This window comes from Polymorphospora rubra (genome assembly GCF_018324255.1).
Lineage (GTDB): Bacteria > Actinomycetota > Actinomycetes > Mycobacteriales > Micromonosporaceae > Polymorphospora > Polymorphospora rubra.
This window is the reverse complement of sequence record NZ_AP023359.1, coordinates 4,980,828-5,003,867: the sequence shown is the minus strand read 5'-3', so window position 1 is coordinate 5,003,867 and position 23,040 is coordinate 4,980,828. Positions and strand designations below refer to the sequence as shown.

The following is a 23,040-nucleotide window of genomic DNA, read 5'->3' as shown; positions in this document are numbered from 1 at the left end:
CCACCACCCCGGCGTGACCCGCCAACCCCGTAAGGAGCAGGAATGGCCGACAGACGCCATTTCAGGATCCCCCGCCCGACAAGACCGATCCGTCCCGCCGTCGCGGTCGCCGCGGCCGCCACCCTGCTGGCCGGCATGCTGACCGTCCCGGCCGCCACGCCCGCCGTGTCCGCGGCGCCGCCCACCTGGGGCAACCGGGTGGTCAACGTCCTGGTGTTCCACGGCCCCGAGGCCGAGCAGGCCGACCCGGTGAACCGGGCCACCAACATCATCCGCAAGCTCGGCAACGAGCACGGCTTCTACGTCCACCAGTCCGCGGACCCGAGCGTCTTCAACCCCGAGAACCTGGCCCGCTACCGCAGCGTGGTCTTCCTCTCCGCCAACGGGGTGACCCTCAACGACGCGCAGGAGGCGGCGTTCCAGTCGTACGTCAAGGGCGGCGGCGGCTTCGTCGGCGTCCACGACGCGGCGTACGCCCAGCCGACCTCGGAGTGGTTCACCGGCCTGATCGGCACCCGGCCGGCGCCCAGCCTGCCGCCGTCGGAGGACGTCGTCGAGGCCACCGCGAGCGGCAACAACCCGCCGAACGAGACCGCGCAGCACGCCTTCGACGGCTCGACGGGCACGAAGTGGCTGACCCGGACGACGACCGGCTGGCTGACCGGCAAGCTGGCCGAGCCGACGGTGATCAGCCGGTACGCCCTGACCTCGGCCAACGACTCCCCCGGTCGGGACCCGCGCAACTGGACGCTGCGTGGTTCCAACGACGGGCAGACCTGGACCGATCTGGACAGCCGCAGCGGGGAGACGTTCCCGTCCCGGTTCCTGACCCGGCAGTTCTCCTTCACCAACACCACGGCCTACCAGTACTACCGGCTGGACATCACCGCCAACAGCGGCGAGCCGCTGATCCAGCTCGCCGAACTGTGGCTGATCGGCGCGGAGGCCGGGCCGGCACCGGAGAGCCAGGTCCAGGAGGCCAAGGTCAACGTCACCGACCGCAACCACCCGGCCAACGACGGACTCCCGCTCACCTGGACCCGCTCCGACCAGTGGATCAACTGGGACCCGAGCCCGGTCGGCCGGGTGCACACCATCGCCCAGGTCGACGAGACCAGCTACAACCCCGGCCTGAGCGGCAACGGCCCGTTCCACCCGATCTCCTGGTGCCACGACTACGACGGCGGCCGGTCGTTCTACACCGGCATGGGCCGCACCGAGGCGAGCTGGACCAACGACACCCAGTTCCGTAACCACCTGCTCGGCGCGATCCAGTGGACCGCCGGCACGGTCCGCGGCGACTGCAAGGCGACGATCGCCGCCAACTACCGGGTCGAGCGGCTCACCACCACCAACCAGTCCGGCCAGATGGACCAGATCGGTGAGCCGCACGGCCTCACCATCGCCCCGGACGGCACGGTCTTCTACATCGGTCGCGGCGCCTGCGCGTCCGGCCCGATCGTCGACTGGTCGAACGAGAACGTCGGCCGCGGCTGCGGCACCATCCACCAGTGGGATCCGCGGACGAAGCAGGTCAAGCTCCTGACGACGCTGGCGGTGATGGGCAACCGGGGCAGCGGCAGCGAGCTGGTCAAGAACGAGGAGGGCCTGCTCGGCATCACCCTCGACCCGAAGTTCGCCGAGAACGGCTGGGTCTACGCGTACTGGATGCCGCACGAGTCGATCGACCGGGAGAACCGGATCGGTCAGCGGACCATCTCCCGGTTCACCTACGACCGCGAGGCCGCCACGATCGACCAGGACACCCGCAAGGACCTGCTCAACTGGGACACCCAGATCCACAGCTGCTGCCACGCCGGTGGCGGCATGACCTTCGACAACGACGGCAACCTGTACGTCGGCACCGGGGACAGCAACTCCTCCGGCGGCTCCAGCGGCTACTCCGGCAACAACTGGACCCAGGAGTACGCCGGCATCTCGTTCCAGGACGCCCGCCGTACGTCCGGCAACACCAACGACCTCAACGGCAAGATCCTGCGCATCCACCCGGAGGCCGACGGGACGTACACGATCCCGGAGGGCAACCTGTTCACCGGGCAGGAGGAGGGCGGCGGCAAGACCCGCCCCGAGATCTACGTCATGGGTGTCCGCAACCCGTCCCGGCTCGCCTGGGACCCGGTCAACAACTGGCTGACCGCCGCCTGGGTCGGCCCGGACGCCGCCGCCCCCAGCCCCGAGCTGGGACCGGCGAAGTACGAGACCGCCACCATCATCACCTCGGCCGGAAACCAGGGCTGGCCGTACTGCATGGGTAACCGGCAGCCGTACCGGGACCGCAGCAACACCGACGCGACGGTCCTGACCGGCTGGTACGACTGCGACAACCTGAAGAACGAGTCGCCGCGCAACACCGGCCTGGTCAACATCCCGCCGGCCCGCGACAACATGATCTGGTACTCGCCGCAGGGCGGCGGGCCGGTCTACCCGACCCGCACCGACGGCAGCGGCCTCCCGTCGTACGTCACCGGCGAGGAGACCTTCACCCGCCCGTACCTGCGTGGCGGCGGCCAGGCCGTGATGGACGGGCCGACCTACCACCGGTCGAAGGTCGACACCAACAGCGGGGTCGCCTGGCCGGCGTACTGGGACAACAAGTGGTTCATCGGCGACCAGTCGAACTCCGGCAACCGGATCGCGGTCACCGTCGACCCGGCGAACGTGCCGAGCCAGGGCGCCCCGGCGTTCGCCGAGGACCTCAAGGCGATCATCCCGGGCGGCAGCGGCGCCAACCAGCTCCAGTCCTGGATGGACGCCAAGTTCGGCCCGGACGGCGCGCTCTACATGCTCGACTACGCCGGCGGCTTCTTCAGCCTGCACAGCAACCAGAAGCTGATCCGGATCACCTACACCGGCGGGGCGGAGACGCCCGGACCGGAGTACGCCACGGCCCGGGTGACCGACCAGAGCCAGCCGCGTACGGTGCAGTTCTCCAGCCACCGCGTCGGCGGCATCGCCTGGGAGTGGACGTTCGGCGAGGGCAACCGGATGTCGACCCAGCCGCACCCGACGTTCACCTACCGCAAGCACGGCACCTACCAGGCCAAGGTGAAGGTCACCTACGCCGACGGCGAGGTCGCCGAGCACACCGTCGAGGTGAGCACCGGCTGCGTCGCACCCGACTCGCGGGACACGGTGTGGCTGCTCGACAGCGACACCGGGGTCACCAACCACGACGCCGGTGGCGGCTGCACGATCAACGACCTGATCGACGACGAACGGGAATGGCCCAACCAGGGCTCGTTCACCAGCCACCTCGACGAGGTCGTCGCCGGACTCAACTCCAGCGGCGCCGTCAACAACGAGGAGGCGGCGACGCTGCGCGCGGCCGGTGCCGCCTCCCCGATCGGCCGGACCGCCGGCTACAAGCCGCTGTTCGACGGTACGGCGTACTCGCTCGCCGACTGGCGGCAGGCACCCGGCGGGTCGTTCAAGGTCCACCCCGACGGCACCATGAGCACCTCCGGCGGGCTCGGCATGCTCTGGTACGCCAAGGAGGAGTTCGCCGACTACTCGATCAAGCTGCGGTTCCGGGACAGTTCACCGGGCACCGTACGCGCCAACAGTGGAGTCTTCGTACGGTTCCCCGACCCACGGACCCCGGTGGAGGAACGACCGGAGGGCAGTTGCGGAACGATGGGCTCGGCGCGTACCTCGCCGGCCTGGGTCGCGATCTTCTGCGGCCACGAGATCCAGCTGTACGACGGGACGACCGGCGAGACGCAGAAGACCGGTTCGGTCTACAACTTCCAGCCGAACAATCTGGAACAGGCCCGGATCACCCCGAAGGGTGAGTGGAACGACTACGAGATCCGGGTCGTCGGACAGCGCTACACGATCATCCGCAACGGCGTGACGATCAACGTGTTCGACAACGTCCCCGGCAAGCAGTCGTCGCGGGCGGGTGACCCGTCCACGGACCTGCGCCAGTTCACCAGCGGCTTCGTCGGGCTGCAGAACCACGGCAACAACGACGTGATGGATTTCCGGGACGTCCGGGTCCGCAAACTCTGACCCACCGGTGCCGGGTACGGGCTGTGACCCGTACCCGGCACATCCCGAGCGAAAGATGACGGGGGCCGCCGCGGCGGCCCCCGTCTGTCGTTGTCGATCGGTCACCGGCCTGTGAACCGCTCTACACCGGACCTGACGTGCCGGAACGCTCCTCGCGGACCGGAGGGGATTCGAACCCCCGGTGGGGCGTGGCACGCCAGTGGCCCCACGCGCCTTCGAGTCGCCGCGCGTGCACGGCACCGACTTTCGGCGCTGCAATAACCCGGCTCTGCCACCGGTCCAGTGCCACTCTGCCCCGGCTCGGCCTGGTCATGCGACCTGAATGTGGGGCAGCCGCTCAGTCGGCACTGTCACGGTCGACCGTCATCAGCCCCGCCCGTCGTGGTGCCAGATGAGAAGCCCTGTCCCGCGGCAATGAAGGCGAGGAGCGGTCGCGACATCACCCGGATCCTTCAAGAGGCGGGCGCCGTAGAGCGGCCGCACTGCGGGCACTGCAGCGGTCGCCGATAAGAGCCGGCGCAGATCGTGAATGGCGAAATGCAGGTCCACCTCATCGCCGGGTTCGAACCACAACCCCTCGGCGCCCAGCACGCCGGCAGCGACGACCCTGGCCTGCGTCACCGGAGTCTGCTCGGCGCGGAAGCTCGGCCAGACCAGCAGGGGAAACACGTGCTCCTCGCCGTATTGACGTACGGCGTTGATGCCACCGAGCACAGCCTGCGGCAACGAGTCGTTGGCCCAGGACCACAACCACGTCTGCCGGACGTGGTCCACGCTGCCGAGCATCGTGATGCGGCCATGAACGAAGTCCCGGCCGCCGCGCGACCAGACGATGCTGGCGTCGTCCATCGACCAGTGGTACTGCACATCGCCGCTGAGCCCATGGTCGGAGACCATCGCCGCCTGCCGCTGCCCGACACTGTCGCGGGTGGTCGAGACGACCGACTCCCACCGCTCATGGTCATGCACAGCCTGCTGATCCACGTGATCCACAGATCCTTCCGCTCTCGCAACGCCGCCCGACCGGTCGGGCGCCCAGACCCTACCGACTCCGCACCGTCAGGCGTGTGGTGGGACAGTTGGCGCTTTCAGCGGCGGGGCCGGCACATCCGCCGCGCCGGCGCCGTTCAAGCCGTCGAACGGCAACGGCAGTAACGGATCTCGGCCAAGCGGAAGCCTCGAGAGCTGTCCGTCTTCGTCGATCCGTCGACCCGCCAGCCGCCGGCTTCGTAGAAGCGCCTGGCGCGCCAGTTGGTCTCGAGCACCCACAAGGTCACCTCGTGGTAGCCCGCCTCCCCCAACCGTCGCAAGCCCGCCGCCATCAACAGTTGGCCCACGCCCTGCCCCCAGTACTCCGGCAGGAGATAGACCGCCTGAATCTCGCCGACAAACCCCGGATCCAGGTCCGGGTCCCGGCTCGGCGAGACGCTGACGAACCCCGGCACTCCGTCATCCTCACTGGCCTTTGCGTCCGACGGACAGGCGGATCCGGTGCTGGTTGGCCAGCCGGTGTACCGGGGCGCTGCCCGTATCGGGCGATCAGTTCGTCGCGGCTGAGCCCGCCGTAGACCGCCCCCGGACCAGCGCCCGGCCTGCCGCGGTAGTGGGCACGGTGCCGCACAGCGGGGCCGTCGCGGCCTTGGAGGAACGTCAAACCCGCCAGGTGAGGTGGCTGGCGGGGGTGTAGCTGGAGTTGACGCAGGGATCGACCTGCATCAACTGACGCTCCCCGGCGGCCCCGTTCGCCGGCAGATCGTTCCCGGTGAAGTAGGAGTAGGGCGCGATGGAAACACCCTCGACGATATGGCGCCCGTCATCCTCGGGCGAGTTCGGGTCCAGGTCTCGAGCTGACAGCGATGCCATCGAGAAGATCGAGAATCCGGCTTGGAAATCAAAGCCGATGTCGGATGCGGTAGCGAGGTGCCCCTTGGCGGCCAGGTCGGCCATCACCTCGTCCATGAACCGGTAGGTCAACTGCACCCCGTCGAGGAAGACGTGTTCGTCCACGCCACAGCCGACTTCGACAAGTTCGACCACGTCGCCGTCGTATGTGACGACGAGCATCGGGTCCACCGAGTCATAGACGGCTCGGGTAGCGCTGCCGGCGTGGACCGCAGGCCCAAGTCTCCGCTCAACCTCATCTCGTGAGTCACCGATTTTCCCAGTTGGCCACCAACTTCCGTAACGCCGCTGAGACCTCAACGGGCTGCTCGGTCAACGCGTTGGGGGGTGGGGTCACGGATACTAATCCAGCCCCGAGGATCCCAGGGGACCTTCCCACCCACCCCCCATAGCCGCGCTCTCCACGAGGGTTGCTCAGACCGGCTCACTGCCGACACTGTAGATCGCCGCTACGACAAATTGCACAGCTGCGTCGCTGCCGCCTCGGTTACGCCTACCGACGGCAACCGACTGACCGTCTCCGCATCAGGAACAATCACGGAGCCCTCACCTGCCCGCAGCAACCTCACCTTGACGTCGCCTACGCTCGTCCGCCCAGGTACGTGCCGGTCGTCACCCAGCCAGTCACACACCCGCTCAGGTGTAGACACCCCGCCAGTACTTGTCACGGGAGACCTTGAAGTCATCGGCCCTTGTCCGCCGCAGAAGCTCGTACCGCTCCGCGAAGACGTCGATCGCTTGCTGGAGGCTGCACCCCTCGGCCTGGCGAATCGCCTGCATCGCCGGGAGGATCCGCCGTTGCACGATCAGGTCATCGATCGACTGCCAAGCGCCCATGCAGCCATCTTGCAGGACGACCGTCAGCTTGGGAATCGCGTATCCACGCGCTACGTAACGGCGGTCCTGATCCGGCAGACGGTGTCCCGGTCTCGCCCCCAGATGCCCTCGCTACCCGATACTGGCAGCCGCATCCGGCACGCGACAGCCAGGACCCGATGGGTGCGTTCGGGAAGTGAATCAAGCCACGCTGGAGTCCGATCAACCCGTCGAACGGCGGCGGCGGTAGCGGACCTCGGTCAGGGGGAAGCCTCGAGAGCTGTCCGTCTTCGTCGATCCGTCGACCCGCCAGCCGCCGGCCTCGTAGAAACGTCGAGCGCGCCAGTTGGTCTCGAGCACCCACAAGGCCACCTCGTGATAGCCCGCCTCCCCCAACCGGCGCAAGCCCGCCGCCATCAACAGTTGGCCCACGCCCTGCCCCCAGTACTCCGGCAGGAGATAGACCGCCTGCACCTCGCCGACAAGCCCCGGGTCCAGGTCCGGGTCCCGGCTCGGCGAGACGCTGACGAACCCCAGCACCCCGTCATCCTCGCGCTCGGCTACGAGGGTTCCCGCCGGTGCGGGGGCATCCTCGATCCGCCGTCGCCATGCCTGCCGGCGGCGAAACGGATCGAGTTGATCGAGATACTCCTGCGGGACCATGCCGCGGTACGCCTCCTGCCAGGACCGTACGTGCACCACAGCGAGCGCTTCGGCGTCCTCCACGGTCGCAGGCCGGACGATCACAACCGGCATGATGTCATGTGGTTCGGATGAGCCACCTCAAGTGGCCCGCAGTGGAGGCATGGGCCGTGACCTTCTTTGCCGACCTCACGCCGTACACGTACTGGAAGTCAACCGGCCAGGACGGGCAGTGGGCGGATGAGTTCCCCCGCTTTGATGGAGCGGTGGTTACCTGCTGCCGGCTGGCGCAGGGGTGGCGATAGGTGGCTCGGCTGGGTTGTGTTGGCGGGTGTGCCAGGCGGTCTCGTAGTCGTCGGGACTGAGGTAGCCCAGTTCCTTCTGGATGCGGTGGGTGTTGTACCAGCCGTCGATGTAGGCGAAGATCGCGTTCTCGGCCTCGTCGCGGGTCCGCCAGGAGGTGCGGTAGACGAGTTCGATCTTCAGCGTCGACCAGAAGTTCTCCATGAGCGCGTTGACGCTCCTATATCTGTCAAGTAGCGGCGGGGACGGTGCGTAGGGGGCGGAGCAGGGTCCAGATTTCGCGGGCGAGGAGTCGTTTGAGGCAGCGGATGATCTCGGCTTTGGTCTTGCCCTCGGCGGTGCGGCGGGTGACGTAGGTGCGGGTGGGTTCGTGGTGTTGCATGCGGACGATGACGGCGCGGTAGAGGGCGGCGTTGGCTTGGCGGTGGCCGCCGCGGTTGAGTCGGTGTCGGTTGGTCATGCCGGAGGAGGCGGGGATCGGTGCGACGCCGCAGAGCCGGGCCCAGGCTGGTTCGGACCGGACTCGGTCGATATTGTCGCCGGCGACGATGAGCATCTCCGCGGCGGTGTCGGCGCCGACGCCGAACGCGGCGACCAGTTGCGGCACGAGCTGGCTGGTGAGTTCCTCAAGCAGTGCCTCGTGGGTCTTGATCTCGTCGTTGAGTTGCTGCCAGCGGCGGGCGATCGAGCGCAGTGTGTGCTTGGTCGCGGCGAGCACGCTGGTGACCGGGCCGGGACGTAGGCCGGCGCAGCGTTCGATCAGGGCCATCTTCGACAGGGGTTGCAGCTGTTCGCGTAGTTCGGGGCTGGCGGTGACCAGCACTGCCTTGAGTGTGATGATCGCGGCGGTGCGGGCCTTGACCGCGACGTCTTTGGCGACCTTGATCTGGCGGATCATCTCGACCGTGCCGTCGTTGGTCTTCGGAACGCTGGTGGAGTTGCCGGCCAGCGTCGAGCGGGCGGCGTTCTCGGCGTCGAGGGTGTCGCTCTTGCCCCGTAGTCGCCGATCCCGGCGGTCGGTGCGCAGTACTTCGATCACGCCGAGACCGCGTCGGCGGACGGCAGAGGTCAGCCCTGCCCCGTAGGAGCCGGTGCCCTCGATCGCGAAGATCAGCTTCCGGGCGTCGAAGGCGGCGGCCCAGTCGAGTAGTTGTTCGTAGCCGCCGCGGTCGGCGGGGAACGAGCGGGCGTCGAGGCGGCCGCCGATGTCGTCCAGGGCGACGGCGACGTGGACGTGTTTGTGGGTGTCGACGCCAATGACGACTCGACGTCGGCGTGGATCGGGACTCATGCTTGACATCGCGGGCTCCAGCTCAGACCAGGGCGACGGGGGTTCGTGACGCTGGCCGGCCGGGTGGACGGGACTGTGACGGGACCTGCTGCGATCAGGCTCCTATGAGGTCACTGCCCGCCCGGCCAGCACCACTGCGGTGCTGCCGGCAGACAGACGACAGATCAACAGCAAGGACACCCAAACCGCGGGGTCAGTCGTAACAGGAGTCAGGCCGCCTACCGGCGACTACCAGTCTCACAGTCGAACGAGTCGCCGACGGATCCCATCGACGGCAGGATCCCGTTGTCCTGTAAGCGTTCCGCGAAGCGGAAGGACGTGTAGTTGGCGAGTTCAATCGGTCGTTGCAACACCGGGCTGTTGTAGTGAGCGTAGCTGCTCGGCGAAGACCTCGGCTGGGGTCTTCCAGCCAAGGATCTTGCGGGGCCGGTTGTTGACCGCGAGGGCGACGGCTTCGAGGTCCTCGTCGGACCACCTCGACAGGTCGGTGCCCTTTGGAAAGTACTGGCGCAGCAGCCCGTTCGTGTTCTCGTTCGTCGGCCGCTGCCAGGGCGAGTGCGGATCGGCGAAGAACACCTTCGTGCCGGTATCGAGGGTGAACTGCGCATGACCGGAGAGTTCCTTCCCGCGGTCCCAGGTGAGGGTCTTGCGCAGCTGCTCGGGCAACCTCGTCATTGATGCCGTAAGCGCGGTGTTCATCGCGACGGCGCCGTAGCCGCCGAGCGAGGGACCGTTCTTCACCGGTGGTTTCTCGCCCCAGCCCTCAAGCCGAGGCAGATGCACGAGGAGCGTGGAGCGGCTGCTGCGCTCGACGAGCGTGCCGATCGCGGAGCGGCCCGTCCCGATGATCAGATCCCCTTCCCAGTGCCCTGGGACCGCGCGGTCCGCGGCTTCGGCAGGACGCTCGGAGAGGACGACATCGGCAGTGACATGCCCTCGCGGCTTGTTCTGCGACCGCGCCCGAGGCTCCCGCAGCGCCCGGCCGGTGCGCAGACACGCGACCAGCTCACGCTTGAGCGCTCCACGCCCCTGAATGAACAGTGACTGGTAGATCGCCTCGTGGCTGATGCGCATGGACTCATCATCGGGGAAGTCGACACGCAGCCGGTGCGAGATCTGCTCCGGGCTCCACGCCGTCGCCCAGCGGCGGTCCTGCCGATGCGGCTTGTTCAGCCCCTTCCACGCTGGCGTCTCAGGCCCGGTGACGATCGTGCCGTCGGGTCGGCGGACACCGCCGGCAAGCCGGTTCTGTACGTACTCACGCAACCTGCCATTGCTCACGAGCTTCGCGGTCTTCGGGCGCTTCGCGGCCTGCTGCGCCTTCCACTGCGCCACCAAAGCCCGGTAGACCGGCTTACCGCCCCTGGTCGCCGCGTTACGGCGCAGCTCGCGTGAGATCGTTCCCGGGTCACGTCCGATCCTGCGGGCGATCTCGCGCACGCCGACCCCCTGGGCGCGCAGCAGCGCGATCTCCTCCCGCTCGGCGAATGACAGGTAACGGCCCGTGGGCTCGTCCAGGCTGATCGGCGGCATGCCGCCAGCGTGACGGAACCACCGGGACCCGACCGGCCACGACACACCCACCGCCTCCGCGGCCTCCACCGTCGTTACCCCCGACGCGATCCGCCGCCAGAAGTCCCGCTGCACCGCACGAGACGGCTCCGGCCGTCCCGGTGAACGCATCGGCGGTCGCAATGCCCGATCCGACGCCCACTGGCGCCGCGCACCAGCCGGCGCCTCAGATATCTGCTTCTTACCGCGCCCCATCGCAAACCTCCGTGATCAAGGTGTTGCGACGACCAGTTGAATCCGCCGTTCGAGCCCCTGTCGCTGTGATGTATGAGCTGGCCGGCGCGGACGTCGCGGGACCAGATGCCGTATTCGAGGGCGGCGAGGATCAGGTCGGTGTCGCAGCGGTCGGAGGTCTTCCACCCGACGATCCGGCGGGAGAAGGCGTCGCGGACCGCGGCCAGCCAGAACACGCCCTCGCCGCACGGGATGCGGGTGGCGTCGGCGACCCACAGCCGGTTCGGTCCGGCCGCGGTGAACCGCCGGTTGACCAGGTCCGGCGCCGGTGTCGCCCGAGGGTCCTGCCGGGTGGAGCCGCCGCGCCAGCCCCGGCGCAGGAACGCGCCCTGCCAGCCCTGGTCGGCCATCAGCCGCTCCACCCGCTTGCGGCCCACGCGGATCCCGTCACGGTGTAGCTGCCGATGCACCCGGTCCGCGCCGTAGGCATGCCCGGACGCGGTCCAGATCTCGTGGATGTTGGAGATCAGGCCCAGGTCGACCATGTCGCGGTCGCATGGCTGTTCGACCTGCTTGACCCACGCGTAGTACGTCGAGGCGCCGATGTTCAGGACCCGTAGCAGGAGCGCGACCGCGAACTGGTCACGGTGTTCATCAATGAACGTCATGACCGTCGCCGGGTCGGGTCGAGCTCCGCCGCGAAATACGCGCTCGCCGCCTTCAGGATCTCGTTCGCCCGCCGCAGCTCGGCGACTTCGTCACGAAGCCGGCGGTTCTCCTCAACCATCTCGCTGGTGGGCCGGTCGTGCCGCTCACCCGCGTCGGCCTCGGCCTGCCGGATCCAGTTCCGCAACGCCTCAGGATGCACGCCGAGCTACTCGGCCAAACGCCGGATCACAGGCTTCGGGTCCGACTCGCGATACAAGCGCACAGCCCGCTGACGCAGCTCGTCGGGGTACTTCTTCGGTGCTACCACGGACGACTTCCTCCCCACGGCCATCAGACCATGATCAAGAGGCTCCATGGAAGCGGGGGTGGCTCAGCTTCTCAACGGAGCGGTCGCCATGAACCGGATCTTCGGCGTCGCGCCAGGACCGCCGGCATAGTCACCGGCACGGCAATAGGGCACATCTCGTCCATGAGATATGCCCTCTGAACTGGTCGGGACGGCCGGATTCGAACCGACGACTCCTTGCCCCCCAGGCAACGATCAGTCGACGCTGACTTGCTTCCAGACCTTGGCGACCAGGCATTGAATGTCTGAGACCGTCCATGACTGTCCGCCCCAGTATCCTCCGATCGTCACTCAGTTAGTCACCCAACGCTTGCGGCCCCACACCCTCCACCGAGCCAGAAGAACCGTCGCCACCCAGAGCATCAAGCACGGAATCGAGAACGACAGTTTCTACGTGGGTCATCGGCCTTAACTGATCAAGCTCAACAGTGGCGACTCCATTGGCGTCATATAACCAGATCCTAGCCTGACCACCATATTTACTCGTGAGGTAACCATTCTCATTTCGCAGGAGGATAAAAAAATCGAACTCTACCAACAGTAGCGACAACCTGTTTCCGTCAACACCAAAAGCACTCTTCTCCTGCGCATCAACCAATGCGATCCTGTCGCCGACAGTCTCACACTCGGAACTCGAGGGAATCATCCGACGCGCGGACGCCGCTATCAATGAATCTATTTGGAGATTCTCCTGGAGGCTCCGCAGATACTCACGGGAAATATCTAAAGTCGCAAGTTTATCCGCGAAGCTCTCGACGAGAGAGCTAAGATTCGGAAAATAGAAGAATCGGTCACGAGCGTCGCGCAACTCTTCCAGAAGCTCCGATCGCAGTAGTCGCTTATTCGACTTAGCACCGAAATCTGTAGAGTTACTTGAAACAAAGTAGGTAACCTGCTCGGCGCCGCCACTGAGATGAAAACGCCTGACCGACAACCAAATTGCAGCATCCCTACTCCCAACGGCAGATCCGTCGGGCGTAGCGCGCGCAGGAGGAATCCTATCCGCTTCCCGCCTGAGCGCAGCAATCGCATCTTCCCCAGCGATTGGGATCAGCTCGAAAGAGGATAGCTCATCCTCCCAGCGCTGAATAACATCGTCCTCACTCGGCAGGTAGTAGCTGACCTCATCCGCTTCGAAGTACTTTGCAGCTTCCCGTATTGCGGACCGTAGATCATCTAGCGCGGCAGACGCCGCCCGCCTTCGGTATCCGAGTGACTCAACCTGGGTCATTTCACTTATTAATAGCCGATAACCTCGGATTCGAGAGATCTGGAAGAGTACCGAAAAGAATATGTTGCTACTGATGCTACCCCGTTGAGGTAGCACGCAGGTGTCAAATACCAGCGCTATCGTCAATTGCAACAACCTCATCGAGTCGATCGACCATCTTGACCGCTAGGTCAGTAAAGAGTTCCAGCGTATCTTTCGCGCGAGTAAACTGGGCCCCTCGCGCCTCGGAGCCCGACAACTCGAATACAGCCGATCGGTTACGTTGAGCCATTGGTATGAGACTTGAAAGGTTCCGAACCTCACCAATCTGCCCTTCACCTGACGGGCAAGCCACACCAACACTCTTCAGCGCCTCAACCACGCCACTCTGATATTCTCCCGGTATCTGAGAAATCCATTTACGGTAAGCTTCTGCCGGCTGCTCCCGGTAAACCGCAAACTGCTGACTAATATACCCCAGCGGCGACGGTTGACCGATCGGCAAGTCAAATCCAAGACTGAGTGGGCGGCGAGTAGAGGCCCCCAACGCGATCTTCCACTCTTCAACCCATCGACTGACACTTTCACCCACACTTGGAAGCGCAGTCAGCGAGAATAGGTCGGGCGCCATCGGTATAACGAATCCGTCCGCACCAAGAATTGCAGCTCGATTAAATGCACCAACATTTGGCCCTAAATCCAATAGGATGTAATCCGCGTCAACAGATTCCGCCACCTGTTTCATGAGGCGTTGCACGGCAGTGCTAACACGATATCCGCGCGGATTGGCGGCGAGAGCACCGATCCATCCTTCTGGGGCTATCTCTTCAAAGACACTGAGCCGAATATGACCAGGAAGGACCCACGCAAGGTTGCGAATCTTCAGGGGGCGGATGTGCGCAATATCGCCGGTACCCTCCACCAGCGGCGCCAGCCCATGATAGATGGTCCTACCTTCCCGGTAGGCACGATCAATTTGTTCATCTCGGAGGCTTATACTGGTAAGGTTGGCTTGAGCGTCACCATCAACAAACAGCACTTTATTACCCTGCCGGGTTAACGCAAGCCCCATGTTGAACAGAAGAGTGGTCTTACCTACCCCACCCTTGTGGTTGTAGAACGCGATCGTCTTCAAGCTCCACCTTCCGCTCATCTTGGATGCCCCCGAAGGGTCGAGCGGGGAGATGGTCTCACATCTCTAGGAAGCCGGCTCTTCAGACATGCCGCGATGCCCCAGGCACGGAGCTCGCTCAGTATCGCCATCCCGTCTGCCGTCGACCCGCCCACCGTGGGAGCGGGCCGCCGCCCCGGCCCGCCATGGCAAGCGGACCTTGACGGCTCGTAAGGACGCTGGCGGGTCGGGGCGGTGGTCTGCTCGGCTTGCCCGGGTCGATGGCAGGCGGGATGGCACCACCGCAACCACCCACGGACCGCGACCCGCCGACGGCGACCGGCCATCCCGGAGCCGAAGCGCCCCCGCCGGAGGCGCAGTAACCGCAACCCCCGCACGGCCCGGCCCCCGCTCGTCGACGCCGACCGGGTCGTCGGGCGCGTCGGCCTGGTCCCGGTCATGGCCGACTGCCGGCCGGCGCACCCCAACCGCTACACAACCTGGTGTCGTCGTCGCGGCCCGCTTGGGCCTTCCGCTTCCGCGCCAGCCGGCGGGCGTGTTGCGTGGCCGGAGTCGGAGCGCCAGCGAAGCGACGGACGCGCGCCCAGACGGCGGCGCGTGCGGCCCGTCTCGGGCCGCCTTGATAGACGTACAGAAAGTTCTCCCACACTGGCCGGCGAAAGGTCGCCTGGGAGGATGGCAGGGTGGACAGCTTTGAGGGCCGCTGCCGGCTCGACTGGTGGGCGAACTCCTCGACCCTGCTCGGCAGCATCGAGGTGGACGTCGTGATCACCGATGCTGACGAAGGGAATTGGGCGGCTCATGGTTGCCTGGTCAGCGACAACGACGAGGACCGCGACGACTTTGCCTTTCTGTGCAACCTCGATCCGGTATTCATGCTGCGGTTCGCAGACGAGAACATGTTCGACGTCATCGTGAACCCCGCCGAAGGGCATCACCGCTTCACCCTGCGCAGGTACACCGGCCCTTCCGAGCGATCGTTCGACTACCGCATCGAGCTATAGCCAGGCAGCGCTGAACCGAACGGCGGCACCATCATCGACATCCAATCACGCCGGGTTGACGTGTCGGGACTCGGTGCTACTCTTGCGGCGTCGAGTACGCCAGCGCGGCCTTCCCGCCGGATCGCTGGACTCGACTTCGGAGTTGCCGAGCGGCCTTCTCGCCGCTGACGCGGACCACCGCCCGCTCTCGATCGCCTCGAATCCACTGAGCGGCCCAGCACGGCCTCACGCCGTCCACGATGGCCCGGATTCGATCACTGCACGGGTGGCGGAGCCTGCGGCACTCCAGCCGAACACCGACGACCAGGCTCCCCCACCCATCCCGGCCACCAGGCCGTAACAGCAACCCCTCGCGGAAGCGGCTGACCAGGCCGTCCGCCTCCGGCATGAGCCGTCGCTCTCGGGCGGTGCCAGGAGACCCGACGAACGCCACCAGCGGAACGCATGACCTCGCAGGTGGTGGCGGATCGTCTCCGTCCCTGCCACCACCCCCCGAGAAGAGAGGTCATGCCCACCACACTCGACCTGTACCGGCCCGGTGTCGCCGCCGGCCTGGACGCCCAGGCCATGCACCGTGCCGCCACCACACCGGACTACTTCGGCTGGCTCGCGCACACCAGCGCTGCCGGCGGCTGCACTCGTCCGATCCGCCTGACCGGCACGCTCACCACCGTCGACCCGACCACCGGCCGGGTGCTGCACGACCGGCACACCGACGACCTGCCGGACCGCACGCTCTACAAAGCTTGCGGCAACCGCCGCGCCGCACAGTGCCCCGACTGCGCCTGGGTCTACGCCGGCGACGCCTTCCAGGTCGTCCGCTGCGGCCTGTCCGGCGGCAAGGGCGTACCCGCCTCCGTCGCCCGGCACCCAATCGTCTTCGCCACCTTCACCGCCCCCTCCTTCGGAACGGTCCACCACCGGCACATCCCGAGCCACACCTGCCGCGACCGGCGGCGCTGTGACTGCCGGCCCGCACCGTGCCACGCCCGACGTACCGCCGCCACCTGCCGACACGGACGACCCGCGGCCTGCTTCGCCCGCCACGACACCGACGACCAGCAGCTCGGCCAGCCGCTCTGCCTCGACTGCTACGACCACGACCACCAGGTCGTCTGGAACCACTTCTCAGGCGAACTCTGGCGACGCACGAAACAGGCCATCGAACGCCACCTCGCCGCGCTCTGCCGCCGACGCGGCATCCGGCCGGTCCGGACCGTCGGAAGTACCGGGCGGGTGCGGACCGTCCCACCGGTCCGGGTCGCGCACGGCAAGGTCGCCGAGATGCAGCGCCGAGGCGCGGTGCACTTCCACGTCCTGCTCCGCCTCGACGGCGTCGACCCGGACGACCGCGCTGCCCTGGTACCGCCACCGGCCGGCATCACCGTCGACGACCTGGCCGCCGCCGTACACACCGCCGCGCGGCAGATCACCGCCACCGCCCCGCCGCACCGGGACCGGCCGGAGGGCTGGCTGGTGGCCTGGGGCACCCAGACCGACGTACGCCGGCTCGACTCCACCACTGAGATCACCGGCCGATCGGTGGCCGGCTACCTCGCCAAGTACGCCACCAAGTCCACCGAGATCACTGGCCACTGCTCCACCCGACTCACCCCGGACACCGTCGGCGACTACGCCGACCCGGACGGCAACCACCTGGCCCGCCTCATCGACGCCTGCTGGCGCCTCGGACGCCCCATTCACAACGCGACCAACACAGACACGGCAAGCAGCGAACACCGTCAAGACGCCGTTGACAGCGGCTATGCCGGGCTGCGGCAGTGGGCGCACATGCTCGGCTTCGGCGGCCACTTCCTCACCAAGGCCCGCCGCTACTCCGTCACCTTCGGCCAGCTCCGCGACACCCGCGCCGCCTACCGTCGTACCGAAGAAGACAGCGCCGACACCGTCACCGTCGGGACGCTCAGCTTCGCCGGCTCCGGCTGGCTGACCGAGGGCGACGCCCTGTTGGCCAACACCGCCGCCATCCGGCGACGGGAGTGCAGACGCGCCGGCCGGCAGGAACTCGATGCCCAGCTCGCCGGGGCCGCCGCATGAGCCGTGACCTCACCCCACGCTGGTACTCCCCCGCCGAGGTCGCCGTCCTGCTCGGCTTCGGCCTGTCCAAGGTCAAAATGAAGATCGCCACCGGTGAGCTGCGGTCCATCAAGGACGGCAAGTACCGCCGCATCCTGCCCGAATGGGTCGACGACTACGTCCGCGACCAGGTAGCACGGCAGGAGGCCGCCTGATGCCCGGCCGTACCCGCGCCAACGGCGAAGGCTCGATCTTCCCGTACCGCAACGGCTTGGCCGCGTACGTCTGGGTCACCAAGCCGGACGGCAAGCGGACCCGCAAGTACGTCTACGGCAAGACCCGCGAACTCGTCCACGACAAGTGGATCAGCCTGCATCGGCAGGCGAAACAGGGACCGGTGGCCACCAGCGTCCCGACCGTCGACACGTTCCTCTCCTACTGGCTGACCGAAATCATCGAGCCGCACCGGGCACCGCTGACCTACGCCACCTACGAGACGTTCGTCCGCCGCTACATCACCCCCGGCCTCGGCACCAAGCGGCTCGACCGGCTCCGGCCACGCGAGGTACAGACCTGGCTCAACCAGGTGGCCCGGACCTGCCAGTGCTGCGCGCAGGGCAAGGACGCCGCCCGCCCGAAGGACCGGCGCCGCTGCTGTGCCGTCGGTCGCTGCTGCCAGGCGGTCCCGTCGACACGTACGGTCAGCGACATCCGGGCCGCGCTGCGGGCTGCCCTCGGTCATGCCCAGGCCGAAGAACTCATCACCCGCAACCCGGCCGTACCGGTCACCGTGGCAACCGTCCGTCGCCGCCGGGGCAAGGCGTGGTCGAGCGACGAGGCCCGCCGGTTCCTGGAGTCCGCCCGACATGACGAGGACCCGCTGTACGCCGCGTACGCCCTGGTCCTCGTCGTCGGCCTCCGCAAGGGCGAAGCGCTCGGACTCACCTGGACCGACGTCGACCTCGACGGAGGTGAGTTGACCGTCGGCCGGCAACTGCAACGGGTACGCGGCCGGCTGCTGCACCGCGACACCAAGACGCAGGCGTCAGAGGCGACACTCCCGCTGCCCGACATCTGTGGAACGGCACTCAGACTGCGGAAGGCACAGCGCGACGGCGCGCGGGATTCGGCCGGAAAGGCGTGGCAGGAATCCGACCTCGTATTCACCACCCGATATGGCACGCCGATCGAGCCACGCAACTTTCAGCGTTCCTGGCAGTCCCGGTGCATCAAAGCCGGCGTACGGCCGATCACCGTCCACGACGCGCGGCGTACTTGCGCCACGCTGCTGGCCGACCTCGACGTCCACTCCAGAGTGGCGATGCGGGTGCTCCGGCACGCCCGGTTCTCGGTGACGATGGAGGTCTACACGCAGGTGTCGTCGACCGCGACCCGGGACGCGCTACGCCGGCTCGGAGCGGCTCTGGACGGCTGAGGCGTTGCTGTACTCCGCTGCTGTACGGACAGCAGAAAGGCCACCTTCATCGATGGAAGGTGGCCTTGAACTGCGTGGGCGATACTGGGATCGAACCAGTGACCTCTTCGGTGTGAACGAAGCGCTCTCCCGCTGAGCTAATCGCCCTCAGCGCGCATGACTGTACCCGATGCCGCCGCCCCGGTGCACATCCGGGGCGGCGGGTCGTCAGTTGGTCGCGATGTACTTCAGGACGGTGGCCACCAGGTCGATGCCGAGGCCGAGCTTGACCGACAGCCAGACCACGGCGCTGACGAAGACGAAGCAGGCGAGCGCGATCGCCCCTCTCACCAGCAGCGACTGTCGGGTCACCCAGCGCGTCCAGGAGGTGACGTGTTTGCGGGTGAAGGCGAGCAGGCGGCGGGCCCAGTGGAACTCGACGGCCCAGATGGCGAGGCCGCCGATGACGATCAGCCAGCCGGGGCCGGGCAGCGGCACGAGGATCAGGCCGATGATGACGACGATGGCGCCGGTGACGCCGATGAAGATCCGCAGGGCGGCGCGACCGGTGGGATTGGACCGGATCAGGTCCAGGGTGGTGCGCAGGCGTCCGCGTCGGCCGGTCACGGCGGCGTCGACGACGACGGTGGCGGGTTCCGGCGCGGATCCGGGCGCCGACGGCGCGCCGTCCGGTTGCCGGTCGCGGCCTTCCTGACGCGGCACCGCGTACCTCCACTCGTCGTCGTGTGCGGCACGTTTTCCTGTTACGGCCGGACTGGTCCCCGGTACGGGTGACAGGTCGGACAGCTGCCCTGGGGGCGCATGCTCGATCGAGGATTGTTCCGCAGTCATTTCGCCCCCCAGTGCACCACGGCCCGTCACTCAACAGGACAACTGGACGTTACCGGAGTGAGTCGACGTCTGAACCACCCGACGCCGGGCGGGATCGAGTGCTTAGGCAGAACCGAAGATCGTACAAGGATTTTCGCATTCTTGAGGCAACTCGGTACCGCCTTCCCACTACTGGGTGAGATCAGCGTATGGCGGAGCGTAACCAGGAGTATCACCTGAGTATGGGAAACGCGAGGCACGCGCGCCTCGCAGCGGTGCCGGGGGGAGTTCGTCCATGAGTGTCATCCGACCGACGACCGTCGAGGTCGAAACGTCGTTGCGGCTCGTCGCGCCTGATGCCACCGCGTTGCCGGTGCGTGCCAGTCTGCGCTACGACCCAGCGGACCCGTACGCGGTCCACATCCTGTTCCACGCCGAGTCCGCCGGCGGCGAGGCGGTGAGCTGGTCTTTCGCCCGGGAGTTGCTCGTCACCGGGCTTGACGAGCCTGCCGGGATCGGCGACGTGCGGGTCTGGCCCTGGGCCACCCCGCGCGGCGACTTCGCCGCTCTTGCCCTTTCTTCACCTGATGGGAACGCACTGTTTGAAGTGCCCCGAAGTGTCCTGGTCCGGTTCCTGCGCCGGACGTACGTCGTGGTGCCGCGCGGTCGCGAGACCGAGCACCTGGACGTCGACACCGCGGTCAACCGGTTGCTGGCCGGCCGCTGACCGAACCGTCCGGTCCTCCGGGGCCGGAAAGCCGGTGCGCCGCACGGATCTGCCGAGTCCGTGCGGCGCCTTTCTGCCAGTGAACTGCCAGCCTGGCCATGTGAACTGCCCGCCTCGCCCGCTGTGAACCGTCGGCTTTGCCACGCGAACCGCCGACTTCACCGAGTGAACGGCCGGTTTTGCCAGTGAACTGCCAGCAATCCAGGAAACTGTCAGAAAAATGAGTTTGGCTCGCCGGTCCACGGGTATTCCGGGCCAGCGACCCGGCGGTCCGTCCGCGGGTCGCGACGGGAAACGGGGGTTCGGCGGTGCGCCGTACCCCCGTCTTCCGCTCTGGGGGTGCGAACCCGCCGGGGTACGGCTACCGTCGGCGAGATGGTCCGTTTCGGTCAGCCCGACGGCGGCACACGTTCGACCGCCGCGCCTCCCGGCCTGGCCGGGATCACCACAACTACCCTGCGTGAGATTCGCTCCGGCGAGGTGTACCCGACGCCGGTGCTGCTCGACCGGCACATGCTGACCCTGGTCACGGTCGGCCACGGCGGCCACGACATCGACTTCGAGACCCACCACTGCCGGCCGGGCACCCTGTTGAGGGCCCGGCCCGGCCAGGTGGTCCGCCTCGGTGACCAGCCGGGGCTCGACGCCGCCGTCGTCTACTGGCGTGAGGGCACGGTCCATGTCGACGACCCGTACGGGCCGACCCGGTGGCAGCTCGCCGGCGAGGACGAGGACGCGGTGATCAACGAGGTCAGCCAGCTGGTGGTGGACTGCCAGCGGCACCGCTCCGGTGAGCGGGCCGCCGCGCTGCTGCGTCACCAGCTCACCGTGCTGCTGCTGCGGATCGCGCTGCTGCCGACCGACGGTGGCACCGGCCTGACCGGCGCCACTCCGCCGACCGGTGCCACTCCCCCACTCGGCGGCAGTTCCCCGGCCGGCGCCACCGTTCCGGACGGCGCCTCGGCGGCCGGGACCTTCGCGCGACTGTGCGCGGAGGTCGAGCGGTCGTACGCGCGGACCCGCCGGGTGGAGGACTACGCCCGGCGGCTGGACTGCTCGGTGCGTACTCTGACCCGGGCCTGCCTGGCGGTGACCGGCCGCAGCGCGAAACAGATCGTGGACGACCGGGTGGCGTTGCAGGCCCGGCGGCTGCTCGCGGCGACCGACCTGTCGATCGCCGACGTCGGCCGCCGGCTGGGATTTCCCGAGCCGACGAACTTCGGGCGGTTCTTCCAGCGGGAGGTCGGCCGCAGCCCCGGCGCGTTCCGGGCCGAGCTGCACCGGACGCCGGCGCTACGGGTGCCGAGACAGCGCCAGCCGCTGGCGACGGCGACGCGATGGGATCCCGTGCCGTGAACGGGTGCGCCTTACCGGCATGATGGTCGGGTGCAGATCTCCGCGCGTGGCGACTATGCGGTCAGGGCGGCGCTCGCCCTGGCGGCTGCCCATCCCTCGCTGATGTCCGCCCAGGCGATCGCCCAAGAGCAGGACATGCCTCGCAAGTTTCTCGAAGCGGTGCTGGCCGACCTGCGTCGTAGCGGCATCGTGCGTGCCCAGCGGGGCGCCGAGGGCGGCTACACGCTGGCCCAGCCGCCGCGTGACATCACGGTCGGCGCGATCCTGCGCGCCGTCGACGGCCCGCTCGCCGGCGTACGCGGGCTGCGTCCGGAGGAGACCCGCTACGAGGGGCCGGCGGAGAACCTGCCCCGACTGTGGGTCGCGGTCCGGGCGGCGATCCGTGAGGTGGTCGACGAGGTCAGCCTGGCCGAGCTGGTCAGCGGCAAGATGCCGGCCCACGTACGCAAGCTCACCACCCGCCCGGACGCCTGGGAACCCCGCTGACGGCGTGGGCCGCTTCGCCCGCCCAGGAGCGGCGGGCGGGCGTCACAGCAGGTTGACGCCCGGCTCCTCGGCGAGGGCGGCGTACCGCCCCGCGTGGTAGACCAGCGGATCGCCGTCGAGGTCGTGCCGGCCGACGAGCGGCTCGGCGACCACGATCGTGTGGTCGCCGGCCGGGATGCGCTGCACCGGCCGGCAGAGCAGCCAGGCCAGGGCCCCGTCGAGGATCGGCACCCCGTGCGGTCCGCTGTGCCAGCCGGTGTGGGTGGCGAAGCGGTCGATCCCGCTGGTGGCGAAGACCCGGGCGACGTCCTCCTGCCCTTCGGCGAGCAGGTGCACGGCGAGGTGCCCGGCCCGTTCGACGGTGGGCCAGCTCGACGAGTCGCGGCCGAGGCAGAACGAGACCAGTGGCGGCTTGAGGGAGACCGAGGTGAACGAGGTGGCGGTGAAGCCGGCGGGCGGGTCACCGGCGGCCGTCACCACGGTGACGGACGCGGCCTGCCGGCGCAGGACGGAACGGAACAGATCGGCGTCGACGCGAGCGAGGTCGGCAGCGGTCACGGGATCTCCTCATGTCCAAGGCGGATCATCTCGGCTCGCTGCGGCATGGCACCATGCTGCCGCCGGCCGACAGGTACCGTCAACGGCCATCCAGATGATGGGATCTTTACCTACGGCATGGCGACAGCCGGGCTCTGACAGGCTAGCCATGCCCTAATCTCCTACATGCTAGATAGGGTTTGTCATTGATCGATGCCACACTGTCCAGCATGGCGCACGAAGCGGCGTTTGACCGTTCGACCGAAAGGGAAACTTCGATCCAACCCCGGTTGAGCAGTCGAATCCGAAGGGAGCAACAGCCATGGGCCTGATGTTCCGCAAGCGCAAGAAGTACGGGCCGTTCATCCTCAACTTCACCGAGAACGGGTTCTCGTCGTGGAGCATCAAGATCGGCCGGTGGTCGTGGAACTCGCGGGCGAAGGCGCATCGCGTGGACCTGCCCGGCCCGCTGTCGTGGAAACAGGACAAGGCACGTAGTAGATGACGTGAGCCACGTGGACGGGGTGCCGGCGGGTCCGCCGGCACCCCGTTCGGCGTA

Annotated in this window: 23 protein-coding genes and 3 tRNA genes; 9 read left to right on the top strand and 17 right to left on the bottom strand. The window is 67.5% G+C overall.

What is annotated here, in order from left to right; genetic code table 11:
• The first annotated feature begins 42 nt into the window (after positions 1–42).
• On the top strand, positions 43–4,032 hold the full coding sequence (locus Prubr_RS22590; protein ID WP_212816897.1) for a ThuA domain-containing protein: 3,990 nt from the start codon (positions 43–45) through the stop codon (positions 4,030–4,032).
• A gap of 155 nt (positions 4,033–4,187) precedes the next feature.
• On the opposite strand, the gene Prubr_RS22585 is transcribed toward Prubr_RS22590, so the two are convergent.
• The 14 genes from Prubr_RS22585 to Prubr_RS22520 all read right to left on the bottom strand — a co-directional run bounded on the left by Prubr_RS22585 (position 4,188) and on the right by Prubr_RS22520 (position 14,092).
• Positions 4,188–4,313: transfer RNA gene (locus Prubr_RS22585), tRNA-OTHER, on the bottom strand.
• 85 nt (positions 4,314–4,398) lie between these two features.
• Entirely contained in the window at positions 4,399–5,016 is a 618-nt protein-coding gene (locus Prubr_RS22580) for a DUF6882 domain-containing protein (protein ID WP_212816896.1), read from the bottom strand.
• A 143-nt stretch (positions 5,017–5,159) separates the two neighbouring features.
• Complete coding sequence (locus tag Prubr_RS22575) at positions 5,160–5,564, bottom strand: GNAT family N-acetyltransferase (protein ID WP_281425952.1); 405 nt, start codon at positions 5,562–5,564, stop codon at positions 5,160–5,162.
• Between the two features lie 118 nt (positions 5,565–5,682).
• Positions 5,683–6,105, bottom strand: coding sequence for a hypothetical protein (locus Prubr_RS22570; protein ID WP_212816894.1), 423 nt, complete (start codon positions 6,103–6,105; stop codon positions 5,683–5,685).
• Between the two features lie 465 nt (positions 6,106–6,570).
• Positions 6,571–6,771, bottom strand: a complete 201-nt coding sequence (locus tag Prubr_RS22565) for a hypothetical protein (protein WP_212816893.1) — start codon at positions 6,769–6,771, stop codon at positions 6,571–6,573.
• A 201-nt stretch (positions 6,772–6,972) separates the two neighbouring features.
• Complete coding sequence (locus Prubr_RS22560) at positions 6,973–7,506, bottom strand: GNAT family N-acetyltransferase (RefSeq protein ID WP_212816892.1); 534 nt, start codon at positions 7,504–7,506, stop codon at positions 6,973–6,975.
• Positions 7,507–7,662: 156 nt separating this feature from the next.
• The gene (locus Prubr_RS38275) at positions 7,663–7,899 is read right to left on the bottom strand and encodes an IS3 family transposase (RefSeq protein WP_212816891.1); all 237 of its coding nucleotides are present in this window, start codon (positions 7,897–7,899) and stop codon (positions 7,663–7,665) included.
• 25 nt (positions 7,900–7,924) lie between these two features.
• Entirely contained in the window at positions 7,925–8,995 is a 1,071-nt protein-coding gene (locus Prubr_RS22550) for an IS110 family RNA-guided transposase (RefSeq protein ID WP_212816890.1), read from the bottom strand.
• A 324-nt stretch (positions 8,996–9,319) separates the two neighbouring features.
• On the bottom strand, positions 9,320–10,669 hold the full coding sequence (locus tag Prubr_RS22545; RefSeq protein ID WP_425517932.1) for an IS30 family transposase: 1,350 nt from the start codon (positions 10,667–10,669) through the stop codon (positions 9,320–9,322).
• Positions 10,594–11,400, bottom strand: coding sequence for an IS3 family transposase (locus tag Prubr_RS22540; protein ID WP_212816889.1), 807 nt, complete (start codon positions 11,398–11,400; stop codon positions 10,594–10,596). The genes Prubr_RS22545 and Prubr_RS22540 overlap by 76 nt, the downstream gene beginning before the upstream one ends.
• Complete coding sequence (locus Prubr_RS22535; protein ID WP_281425823.1) at positions 11,397–11,600, bottom strand: transposase; 204 nt, start codon at positions 11,598–11,600, stop codon at positions 11,397–11,399. Before Prubr_RS22535 ends, Prubr_RS22540 begins: the two co-directional genes overlap by 4 nt.
• A gap of 290 nt (positions 11,601–11,890) precedes the next feature.
• A tRNA-Pro gene (locus Prubr_RS22530) sits at positions 11,891–11,967 on the bottom strand.
• Between the two features lie 75 nt (positions 11,968–12,042).
• Positions 12,043–13,119: a PIN domain-containing protein gene (locus Prubr_RS22525; RefSeq protein ID WP_212816887.1), complete on the bottom strand. Its 1,077-nt coding sequence runs from the start codon at positions 13,117–13,119 to the stop codon at positions 12,043–12,045.
• Entirely contained in the window at positions 13,082–14,092 is a 1,011-nt protein-coding gene (locus Prubr_RS22520; RefSeq protein WP_212816886.1) for a ParA family protein, read from the bottom strand. The genes Prubr_RS22525 and Prubr_RS22520 overlap by 38 nt, the downstream gene beginning before the upstream one ends.
• Positions 14,093–14,772: 680 nt before the next feature.
• Here Prubr_RS22520 and Prubr_RS22515 point away from each other — a divergent pair.
• The 4 genes from Prubr_RS22515 (at position 14,773) to Prubr_RS22500 (ending at position 18,565) form a co-directional block, all read left to right on the top strand.
• The gene (locus Prubr_RS22515; protein WP_212816885.1) at positions 14,773–15,093 is read left to right on the top strand and encodes a hypothetical protein; all 321 of its coding nucleotides are present in this window, start codon (positions 14,773–14,775) and stop codon (positions 15,091–15,093) included.
• A 507-nt stretch (positions 15,094–15,600) separates the two neighbouring features.
• Positions 15,601–17,151: a replication initiator gene (locus tag Prubr_RS22510; protein ID WP_212816884.1), complete on the top strand. Its 1,551-nt coding sequence runs from the start codon at positions 15,601–15,603 to the stop codon at positions 17,149–17,151.
• Positions 17,148–17,345, top strand: coding sequence for an excisionase family DNA-binding protein (locus tag Prubr_RS22505; protein ID WP_212816883.1), 198 nt, complete (start codon positions 17,148–17,150; stop codon positions 17,343–17,345). Before Prubr_RS22510 ends, Prubr_RS22505 begins: the two co-directional genes overlap by 4 nt.
• Complete coding sequence (locus Prubr_RS22500) at positions 17,345–18,565, top strand: tyrosine-type recombinase/integrase (protein WP_212816882.1); 1,221 nt, start codon at positions 17,345–17,347, stop codon at positions 18,563–18,565. The genes Prubr_RS22505 and Prubr_RS22500 overlap by 1 nt, the downstream gene beginning before the upstream one ends.
• Before the next feature lie 75 nt (positions 18,566–18,640).
• Here the strand turns inward: Prubr_RS22500 and Prubr_RS22495 are convergent.
• Both Prubr_RS22495 and Prubr_RS37005 read right to left on the bottom strand, forming a co-directional pair.
• Positions 18,641–18,712, bottom strand: a tRNA-Val gene (locus tag Prubr_RS22495).
• Positions 18,713–18,772: 60 nt separating this feature from the next.
• On the bottom strand, positions 18,773–19,267 hold the full coding sequence (locus tag Prubr_RS37005; RefSeq protein ID WP_425517938.1) for a TIGR02611 family protein: 495 nt from the start codon (positions 19,265–19,267) through the stop codon (positions 18,773–18,775).
• Between the two features lie 403 nt (positions 19,268–19,670).
• Between Prubr_RS37005 and Prubr_RS22485 the strand changes: the two genes are divergently transcribed.
• The 3 genes from Prubr_RS22485 (at position 19,671) to Prubr_RS22475 (ending at position 21,944) form a co-directional block, all read left to right on the top strand.
• Complete coding sequence (locus Prubr_RS22485) at positions 19,671–20,102, top strand: SsgA family sporulation/cell division regulator (protein ID WP_212816880.1); 432 nt, start codon at positions 19,671–19,673, stop codon at positions 20,100–20,102.
• 375 nt (positions 20,103–20,477) lie between these two features.
• Positions 20,478–21,458 carry a helix-turn-helix transcriptional regulator gene (locus Prubr_RS22480; RefSeq protein WP_212816879.1) on the top strand — a complete coding sequence of 327 codons (981 nt, stop codon included), beginning with the start codon at positions 20,478–20,480 and terminating at the stop codon, positions 21,456–21,458.
• Between the two features lie 30 nt (positions 21,459–21,488).
• Positions 21,489–21,944, top strand: coding sequence for an RrF2 family transcriptional regulator (locus tag Prubr_RS22475; RefSeq protein WP_212816878.1), 456 nt, complete (start codon positions 21,489–21,491; stop codon positions 21,942–21,944).
• Positions 21,945–21,986: 42 nt separating this feature from the next.
• On the opposite strand, the gene Prubr_RS22470 is transcribed toward Prubr_RS22475, so the two are convergent.
• Positions 21,987–22,502, bottom strand: a complete 516-nt coding sequence (locus tag Prubr_RS22470) for a flavin reductase family protein (RefSeq protein ID WP_212816877.1) — start codon at positions 22,500–22,502, stop codon at positions 21,987–21,989.
• Positions 22,503–22,803: 301 nt separating this feature from the next.
• Here Prubr_RS22470 and Prubr_RS22465 point away from each other — a divergent pair, with 301 nt between their 5' ends.
• Positions 22,804–22,986: a DUF4236 domain-containing protein gene (locus tag Prubr_RS22465; RefSeq protein ID WP_212816876.1), complete on the top strand. Its 183-nt coding sequence runs from the start codon at positions 22,804–22,806 to the stop codon at positions 22,984–22,986.
• The last annotated feature ends 54 nt before the right edge of the window (positions 22,987–23,040 follow it).